Consider the following 9,341-nt stretch of genomic DNA (forward strand, 5'->3'; position numbering starts at 1 on the left):
TTCAGCGAGGCTCGACGACGGGCCCGGTGCGGCTCGCCGCACCTTGACGCGACACCGGCGGTACCGGCTAACCTACCGGTTGGTTGAGGGATGGGATGTGGGGATGACACCAGCCGTTCGCATCGGTAACTGCTCGGGCTTCTACGGCGACCGCCACGCCGCGATGCACGAGATGCTGACCGGCGGTGAACTGGACTACCTCACCGGTGACTACCTGGCCGAACTGACCATGCTGATCCTGGGTCGCGACCGGATGAAGAACCCGGAGCGCGGGTACGCCAAGACCTTCCTGACCCAGCTCGAACAGTGCCTCGGACTGGCCGTCGACCAGGGCGTCCGCATCGTGGCCAACGCCGGCGGGCTCAACCCGGCGGGCCTGGCCGACGCCGTGCGCGAGCTGGCGCAACGCCTGGGCGTTCCGGCCCGCGTCGCCCACGTCGAGGGCGACGACCTGCTGCCGCGCGCCGCCGAGCTGGGATTGGGCAGCCCGCTGACGGCCAACGCCTACCTGGGTGCCTGGGGCATCGCCGAATGCCTGGCCGGCGGAGCCGACGTGGTGATCACCGGCCGTGTCACCGACGCATCGGTGATCGTGGGACCCGCCGCCGCACACTTCGGCTGGTCACGCACCGACTACGACCAGCTAGCCGGTGCCGTGGTGGCCGGCCACGTCATCGAATGCGGCATCCAGGCCAGCGGCGGCAACTACTCGTTCTTCACCGAGATACCCACCGAGAAGTTGCTGCACCCCGGATTCCCGCTCGCCGAGATCCACGCCGACGGGTCCTCGGTGATCACCAAGCATCCGGGCACCGGTGGACTGGTCAGCGTCGACACCGTCACCGCCCAACTGCTCTACGAAGTGACCGGCGCGCGCTACGCCAACCCCGACGTCACAGCGCGCATGGACAGCATCGAGCTGACCGCCGACGGACCGGACCGGGTACGCATCTCCGGCGTGACCGGCGAGGCACCACCGCCCACCTACAAGGTGTCGCTCAACAGCATCGGCGGATTCCGCAACTCGACCACCTTCGTGCTGACCGGCCTGGACATCGAGGCCAAAGCCGAGCTGGTCCGCACCCAGCTCGAAGCGGCCATGACCGTCCGGCCCGCTGAGCTGCAGTGGACGCTGTCGCGCACCGACCACCCCGATGCCGATACCGAGGAAACCGCCAGTGCCCTGCTGCACTGTGTGGTGCGCGATCCCGACCCGGCCAACGTGGGCCGCAAGTTCTCCGCGGCCGGCATCGAGCTGGCACTGGCCAGCTACCCCGGTTTCTGTGTTACCGCCCCGCCCGGTGACGGCCAGGTCTACGGGGTGTTCACCCCCGGCTACGTCGATGCCACCCAGGTGCCGCACGTCGCCGTGCACGCCGACGGCACCCGGGTGGACATCGCCGCCGCCACCCAGACCCTGGAACTCGCCGCGGCCGCCGAGCCGGAGCTGCCCGAGCCGTTACCGGCCGGCCCGACCCGGCGGGCACCGTTGGGGACGATCGCCGGCGCCCGCAGTGGCGACAAGGGCGGCTCGGCCAATGTCGGAGTCTGGGTGCGCACCGATGAGCAGTGGCGCTGGCTGGCCCACACCCTGACTGTCGAGAAGTTGCGCGAACTGCTGCCCGAGACCGCCGCATTGCCGGTCACCCGCCACCTGCTGCCGAAACTGCGCGCGGTGAACTTCGTCATTGAGGGGATCCTCGGGCAGGGCGTGGCCTACCAGGCCCGATTCGACCCGCAGGCCAAGGGACTGGGCGAATGGCTGCGCAGCCGTCATCTCGAGATACCCGATCAGCTGCTGCCAGAAGGGGAACTGTGAGTATCTGGGCCACCACCGAGCGTCAAGCACTCCGCAAGACGGTTCGGGGATTCGTCGAACGCGAGATCCTGCCGAACGTCGACGAGTGGGAACGCACCGGCGACCTGCCGCGCGAACTGCACCGCAAGGCCGCCGAGGTCGGCCTGCTGGGCGCGGGCTTCCCCGAGGAGGTGGGCGGCAGCGGCGGCGACGGCGCCGATGCGCTGATCGTCTGCGAGGAGATGCACCAGGCCGGTGCGCCGGGCGGTGTGTTCGCCTCCCTGTTCACCTGCGGTATCGCAGTGCCGCACATGATCGCCTCGGGCGACGCCCGGCTGATCGAGGATTTCGTCCGCCCCACGCTGGCCGGCGAGAAGATCGGTTCGCTGGCCATCACCGAGCCCGGCGGCGGCTCCGATGTCGGGCACCTGCGCACCACGGCGCGCCTCGACGGCGACTGCTACATAGTCAACGGCTCCAAGACCTTCATCACCTCCGCGGTCCGCGGCGACTATGTCGTCACCGCGGTGCGCACCGGCGGGCCGGGAGCGGCCGGGGTGTCGCTGCTGGTGGTCGAGAAGGGCACGCCTGGCTTCGAGGTGTCACGAAAGCTGGAGAAGATGGGCTGGCGGTCCTCCGACACCGCCGAACTGTCCTACGTCGACGCCCGGGTGCCGGCAGCCAACCTGGTCGGTGCCGAGAACACCGGTTTCGCCCAAATCGCCGGGGCGTTCGTCTCCGAGCGGGTCGGGCTGGCCGCGCAGGCGTACTCCAGCGCGCAACGCTGCCTGGACCTGACCGTGGCGTGGTGCCGGGACCGCGAAACGTTCGGCCGGCCGCTGATCTCACGGCAGGCGGTACAGAACACGCTGGCCGAGATGGCCCGGCGCATCGACGTGGCCCGGGTCTACACCCGCCACGTGGTCGAGCGTCAGCTGGCCGGCGAATCCTTCCTGATCTCGGAGGTGTGTTTCGCCAAGAACACCGCGGTCGAGGCCGGTGAATGGGTGGCCAACCAGGCGGTGCAGCTGTTCGGCGGGATGGGCTACATGGCCGAGTCCGAGGTGGAGCGCCAGTATCGGGATATGCGCATCATCGGTATCGGCGGCGGAACCACCGAGATCCTGACCTCCCTGGCCGCCAAGACGCTTGGATACCAATCATGATTACTCCCCCTCTCCCCCGTAAGCGGGAGGTACCCCCACCGCATCGCTGCGCAGGCTCCGCTCTGAATCGTCGGGGGTGGCTATGACCACCCTCAAGTCCACCCTGGACCCCAAGTCCCCCGCCTACACCGAGGCGGCGTCGGCGCTGAACGACAAGCTTGCGGAGATCGACGCCGAGCACGCCAAGGCGCTCGCCGGCGGCGGACCCAAGTACGTCGAGCGCCACCACGCCCGCGGCAAACTCACCCCCCGGGAGCGGATCGAGGCTCTGATCGATGCCGACTCACCCTTTTTGGAGTTGTGCCCGCTGGCCGCCTGGGGCAGCGCATTCCACGTCGGGGCCAGCGTGGTCACCGGAATCGGCGCCGTCGAAGGCGTGGAGTGCATGATCATCGCCAATGACCCGACCATCAAAGGCGGCACGTCCAACCCGTGGACGCTGCGCAAAATCCTGCGCGCCAACAAGATCGCGTTGGAGAACCGGCTTCCGCTGATCTCCCTGGTGGAATCCGGCGGAGCGGACCTGCCCACCCAGAAGGAAGTCTTCATCCCCGGCGGCCAGATGTTCCGCGACCTGACTCGCCTGTCAGCCGCCGGCATTCCGACCATCGCGCTGGTCTTCGGAAACTCCACCGCCGGTGGGGCCTACGTGCCGGGCATGTCCGACCACGTGGTCATGATCAGGGAACGCTCCAAGGTGTTCTTGGCGGGGCCGCCGCTGGTGAAGATGGCCACCGGCGAAGAGTCCGACGACGAGTCGCTCGGTGGCGCCGAGATGCACTCGCGCACCTCGGGGCTGGGCGATTACCTCGCCAATGACGAGCTTGACGCGGTGCGGATCGGCCGGCGGATCGTGGCCCGGCTGAACTGGACCAAGAAGGGTCCCAAGCCCAAGCCGGTGACCGAGCCGCTGTTCGACTCCGAAGAGCTGATCGGCATTGTGCCCGCAGACCTGCGCATCCCGTTCGACCCACGAGAGGTGATCGCCCGGATCGTCGACGGTTCCGATTTCGACGAGTTCAAGCCGCTCTACGGTTCGTCGTTGGTGACCGGCTGGGCACGGCTGCACGGTTATCCGATCGGCATCCTGGCCAACGCGCGAGGCGTGCTGTTCAGCGAGGAATCGCAGAAGGCCACCCAGTTCATCCAGTTGGCCAACCGCTCCGACACCCCGTTGTTGTTCCTGCACAACACCACCGGCTACATGGTGGGCAAGGACTACGAAGAGGGCGGGATGATCAAGCACGGCTCGATGATGATCAATGCCGTGTCCAACTCCAAGGTGCCGCACATCTCCCTGCTGCTGGGCGCCTCCTACGGCGCCGGGCACTACGGGATGTGTGGGCGCGCCTACGATCCCCGTTTCCTGTTCGCCTGGCCGTCGGCCAAGTCCTCGGTGATGGGCGGGGCGCAGCTCGCGGGCGTGCTGTCGATCGTGAACCGGGCAGCTACCGAGGCCCGCGGCCAGCAGGTCGACGAGCAGGCCGACGCCGCCATGCGCGCCATGGTCGAAGGACAGATCGAAGCCGAGTCGCTGCCGATGGTGTTGTCGGGGATGCTCTATGACGACGGTGTGATCGACCCGCGCGACACACGCACCGTGTTGGGAATGTGTTTGTCCGCCATAGCCAGTGGCCCGATCGAGGGGACGTCGAACTTCGGCGTCTTCCGGATGTGAGGACTCGCATGATCAGCACTGTTCTGGTGGCCAATCGCGGCGAGATCGCCCGACGGGTCTTCGCCACCTGCCGTCGCCTGGGCCTGGGCACGGTCGCGGTCTACACCGACCCCGATGCGGGTATGCCGCACGTGGCCGAAGCCGACGCGAAGGTGCGCCTGCCGGAGACCACCAGCTACCTGTCCGCCGAGGCGATCATCGCCGCGGCCCAGGCCGCCGGCGCCGACGCCATCCACCCCGGCTACGGATTCCTTTCCGAGAACGCCGACTTCGCCGCTGCAGTGCAGTCCGCCGGTCTGACCTGGATCGGGCCGCCGGTGGCCGCGGTGACCTCGATGGGCTCAAAGATCGAGTCGAAGAAGCTGATGGCCGCCGCGGGCGTGCCGGTTCTCGACGAACTCGACCCGGCAACCGTCACCCAAGCGCAGCTTCCCGTGCTGGTGAAGGCCTCCGCGGGCGGCGGCGGCCGCGGTATGCGGGTCGTCAGCGAATTGTCTTCCCTGGCAGGAGAAGTGGAAGCAGCCCAGCGCGAGGCTGCGTCGGCGTTTGGTGACCCGACGGTGTTCTGCGAGCGCTATCTGCCGACCGGGCACCACATCGAGGTGCAGGTGATGGCCGATCAGCACGGCACGGTGTGGGCGGTCGGCGAGCGGGAGTGCTCGATTCAGCGCCGCCACCAGAAGGTCATCGAAGAGGCGCCGTCGCCGTTGGTGGAACGCACCCCCGGGATGCGCGCCAAACTCTTCGAGGCCGCCCGGCTGGCGGCCGGCGCGATCGGCTACACCGGCGCGGGCACCGTGGAGTTCCTGGCCGACGAGAGCGGTGAGTTCTACTTCCTGGAGATGAACACCCGGCTGCAGGTCGAGCATCCGGTCACCGAGGAGACCACCGGTGTCGACCTGGTCGAACTGCAGATCGCGGTGGCCGACGGCGCTCGACTCGACGCCGAGCCTCCTGCTGCGCAGGGACATTCGATCGAGGTCCGCCTCTACGCCGAAGACCCGGCCCACGGCTGGCAGCCGCAGGCCGGGGCCGTGCACGCCCTCGACGTTCCTGCCGTGGCGGCACAGTTCGAGACGCTGGCCCGGCTCACCGGCGTCCGGCTGGACTCCGGCATCGTGAGCGGGTCGACGGTGTCCATCCACTACGACCCGATGCTGGCCAAGGTGATCAGCTACGCACCCACGCGCCGGCAGGCGGCCACCGTGTTGGCCGGAGCGCTGGCGCGAACCCGGCTACACGGCCTGCGCACCAACCGTGACCTGCTGGTCAACGTGCTGCGCCATCCGGCCTTTCTGGACGGGGCCACCGACACTGCGTTCTTCGACACCCACGGACTGGCGGAACTGTCGGCGCCGCTGGCCGACGCCGCCACCGTGCAGACCAGCGCGCTCGCGGCCGCGCTGGCCGACGCGGCGCACAATCGGGCCACCGCGCAGGTATACGGCTCCATTCCCGGCGGTTGGCGCAACCTGGCCTCGGGTTTCCAGTCCAAGGGCTATCTCGACGACGCCGGGATCGAGCATCGCATCGAATACCGTTTCACCCGAACGGGGCTGATCGTCAACGGCAGCGAAGTCACCCTGATTTCGTCGGCTCCGGGTGAAGTGGTGCTGGCCGATGCGGCCGGCGTCGCCCGGACATTCACCGTCGCCCGGTACGGCTCGGATGTCTACGTCGACTCCCCCGCCGGCGGGGTCCACCTGGTGGCGGTGCCCCGATTCGGAGATCCGGAGTCGGCAGTCGCGCAGGGATCGCTGCTGGCGCCCATGCCCGGCAACGTGATCCGGCTGGGTGCAGCCGTCGGCGACCAGGTGACCGCCGGCCAGCCACTGATCTGGCTGGAAGCCATGAAGATGGAACACACCATCAGCGCGCCGTCCGACGGCGTGCTCACCCAACTCGACATCAAGCCGGGCGACCAAGTAGAGGTCGGCGCCGTGCTGGCCCGTGTCGAAGCGCCCGAATCACCATCGCAAGTACAAGGAGATCAGCAATGAGCGACACCAGCTTCATCGAAAGCGACGAACGGCGCGCACTGCGCGAGTCGGTTGCAGCGATGGCCCGCAACTACGGCCAGGACTACTACCTGGAGAAGGCCCGCGCCGGCGAGCACACCGACGAACTGTGGAACGAGGCAGGCAAACTCGGCTTCATCGGCGTCAACCTTCCCGAGGAGTACGGCGGCGGCGGCGCCGGCATGTACGAGCTGTCGCTGGTCATGGAAGAGATGTCGGCCAACGGCTGCGCGTTGCTGATGATGGTCGTCTCGCCGGCCATCAACGGCACCATCATCTCCAAGTTCGGCACCGACGAGCAGAAGAAGCGCTGGATCCCCGGTATCGCCGACGGCTCGCTGACCATGGCGTTCGCCATCACCGAGCCGGACGCCGGGTCGAACTCGCACAAGATCACCACCACCGCGCGCCGCGACGGATCCGACTGGATCCTCAAAGGCCAGAAGACCTTCATCTCCGGTGTCGACCAGGCGCAGGCGGTGCTGGTGGTGGGTCGCAGCGAAGACGCCAAGACCGGCAACCTGCGGCCCGCGCTGTTCGTGGTGCCCACCGACACCCCGGGGTTGAGTTGGACGCCGATCGAGATGGAGCTGATCAGCCCGGAGCGTCAGTTCCAGGTGTTCCTCGACGACGTCCGGCTGCCGGCCGATGCGCTGGTGGGCTCGGAGGACGCCGCGATCGCGCAGCTGTTCGCCGGACTGAACCCGGAGCGCATCATGGGCGCGGCCAGCGCAGTCGGTATGGGCCGCTTCGCGATCGGCAAGGCCGTCGACTACGTCACCACCCGCCAGGTGTGGAAGACCCCGATCGGCGCGCACCAGGGCCTGTCGCACCCGCTGGCGGCGAACCACATCGAGATCCAGTTGGCCAAGCTGATGATGCAGAAGGCCGCGACGCTGTATGACGCCGGTGATGACTTCGGCGCTGCCGAGGCGGCCAACATGGCCAAGTACGCCGCCGGCGAGGCATCGACCCGCGCGGTCGATCAGGCCGTGCAGTCCCTCGGCGGCAATGGCCTGACCAAGGAGTACGGCATCGCCGCAGCGGTCACCGCGTCCCGGCTGGCGCGGATCGCGCCGGTGAGCCGGGAGATGATCCTCAACTTCGTCGCGCAGACGTCGCTGGGCCTGCCCCGGTCGTACTGATGGACACGCTGGTCACCTACACCGGGCCGGAGCACACCGGCGACGGCTCGGCCCGGCTGACGCTGGACTCGCCGCACAACCGCAACGCGCTGTCGTCGAAGCTGGTCGCTCAGCTGCACGCCGGGCTGCGCGACGCGGCGGCTGACCCCGACGTGCGGGTGGTGGTGTTGAGCCACACCGGCAATACGTTTTGCGCCGGCGCGGACCTCAGTGAAGCCTCCGGCGAGCCCGGAGATTCACCCGGCGACCTGGCCGCCGACCGTGCCCGCGAGCTGGCGGCTCTGCTGCGCGCGATCGTCGAGTCACCGCGCCCGGTAATCGCAGCGGTGGACGGCCACGTGCGGGCCGGCGGCATGGGGCTGGTCGGCGCCTGCGACCTCGCGGTCGCGGGACCGGCCAGCACCTTCGCCCTGACCGAGGCCCGCATCGGAGTGGCGCCGTCGATAATTTCGCTGACGCTGCTGCCCAAGCTCTCCCCGAGGGCCGCGGCCCGTTACTACCTGACCGGCGAGAAGTTCGGCGCCGCCGAAGCCGCGGCGATCGGCCTGATAACTCTGGCGGCCGAGGATGTCGGGGCCACCGTTGCGGACCTGGTCGCCAACCTGCGCCTGGGGTCCCCGCAGGGGCTGGCGGCGTCCAAGGCCCTGACCACCGCGGCGGTGCTGGCCGGGTTCGACCGGGACGCCGAGCCGCTCAGCGTCGCGTCGGCGCGGATGTTCGTCTCCGACGAGGCCCGGGAGGGAATGCTCGCTTTCCTGCAACAGCGTCCACCCAGCTGGGCCGGATAGGCACTTTGGCCAACCCAGCTTGCGGCAAACGCGGTTAGTCGTAGGCTTGGTATCCGATGAGGAACTCAAGCCGGCGTGGCCAAGACTCCAACGGCACCGAGTCGCGCGCCGCCGACACCGACCGGATCCAGTTGGCGCAGGTACTGGGCGACGCCGTCGCGCAGGGGCAGTTGCCGATGAGCGAGTACGAGGCACGGCTCGCCAAGGCCTACGCCGCGCAGACCTACGACGAGCTCGACGGCCTGCGTGCCGACCTGCCGGGCTCCTCGGTGTGCCCGCACCGCGGTGGGGACTGCAAGCCCGCGCCGTCGACGTTGCTGCTGGCGATCATGAGTTCCTTCGAGCGGCGCGGTCGGTGGAACGTGCCCAAGCGGCTGACCACCTTCTCACTGTGGGGCGGCGGCGTCATCGACCTGCGTTACGCCGATTTCACCTCGCCGGACGTCGAGATCAACGCCTACTCCATCATGGGCGGGCAGACCATACTGCTGCCGCCGGAGGTCAACGTCGACATCCACGGTTACGGCGTGATGGGCGGCTTCGACCGGCAGGTCGAAGGCACCGGCACCCCCGGGGCACCCACGGTCAAGGTGCGTGGCTTCTCGTTGTGGGGCGGAGTCGGCATCCGGCGCAAGAGCCGCAAACCTCGCGGCTGACACCGCGCGCAGCGGGCCGTCGCCATCCCGCCTAGCGGTGGTCGCAAGCGCGGCGAAGCCGGGCGCAGCGGGCCACCGCCATCCCGCCTAGC

Annotated in this window: 7 protein-coding genes; all 7 read left to right on the forward strand. The window is 68.7% G+C overall.

Annotated features, from left to right (window positions below; genetic code table 11):
• Positions 1 to 103: 103 nt before the first annotated feature.
• The 7 genes from N416_RS0118455 (at position 104) to N416_RS0118485 (ending at position 9,249) form a co-directional block, all read left to right on the forward strand.
• Positions 104 to 1,819: an acyclic terpene utilization AtuA family protein gene (locus N416_RS0118455; protein ID WP_024443583.1), complete on the forward strand. Its 1,716-nt coding sequence runs from the start codon at positions 104 to 106 to the stop codon at positions 1,817 to 1,819.
• Entirely contained in the window at positions 1,816 to 2,964 is a 1,149-nt protein-coding gene (locus N416_RS0118460; protein ID WP_024443584.1) for an acyl-CoA dehydrogenase family protein, read from the forward strand. Before N416_RS0118455 ends, N416_RS0118460 begins: the two co-directional genes overlap by 4 nt.
• Positions 2,965 to 3,046: 82 nt before the next feature.
• A complete protein-coding gene (locus N416_RS0118465; RefSeq protein ID WP_024443585.1) occupies positions 3,047 to 4,642 on the forward strand; it encodes an acyl-CoA carboxylase subunit beta in 1,596 nt (531 codons plus the stop codon).
• 8 nt (positions 4,643 to 4,650) lie between these two features.
• Positions 4,651 to 6,642 (forward strand): biotin carboxylase N-terminal domain-containing protein, encoded by a 1,992-nt coding sequence (locus N416_RS0118470; protein ID WP_024443586.1) that lies wholly within the window; start codon positions 4,651 to 4,653, stop codon positions 6,640 to 6,642.
• Complete coding sequence (locus tag N416_RS0118475; protein ID WP_024443587.1) at positions 6,639 to 7,805, forward strand: acyl-CoA dehydrogenase family protein; 1,167 nt, start codon at positions 6,639 to 6,641, stop codon at positions 7,803 to 7,805. The genes N416_RS0118470 and N416_RS0118475 overlap by 4 nt, the downstream gene beginning before the upstream one ends.
• The gene (locus tag N416_RS0118480) at positions 7,805 to 8,593 is read left to right on the forward strand and encodes an enoyl-CoA hydratase family protein (RefSeq protein ID WP_024443588.1); all 789 of its coding nucleotides are present in this window, start codon (positions 7,805 to 7,807) and stop codon (positions 8,591 to 8,593) included. Before N416_RS0118475 ends, N416_RS0118480 begins: the two co-directional genes overlap by 1 nt.
• Positions 8,594 to 8,649: 56 nt before the next feature.
• A complete protein-coding gene (locus tag N416_RS0118485) occupies positions 8,650 to 9,249 on the forward strand; it encodes a DUF1707 domain-containing protein (RefSeq protein ID WP_024443589.1) in 600 nt (199 codons plus the stop codon).
• Positions 9,250 to 9,341: the final 92 nt, after the last annotated feature.

Origin of the sequence: Mycobacterium sp. UM_WGJ, from assembly GCF_000455125.1 — a bacterium.
Taxonomy (GTDB): Bacteria; Actinomycetota; Actinomycetes; order Mycobacteriales; family Mycobacteriaceae; genus Mycobacterium.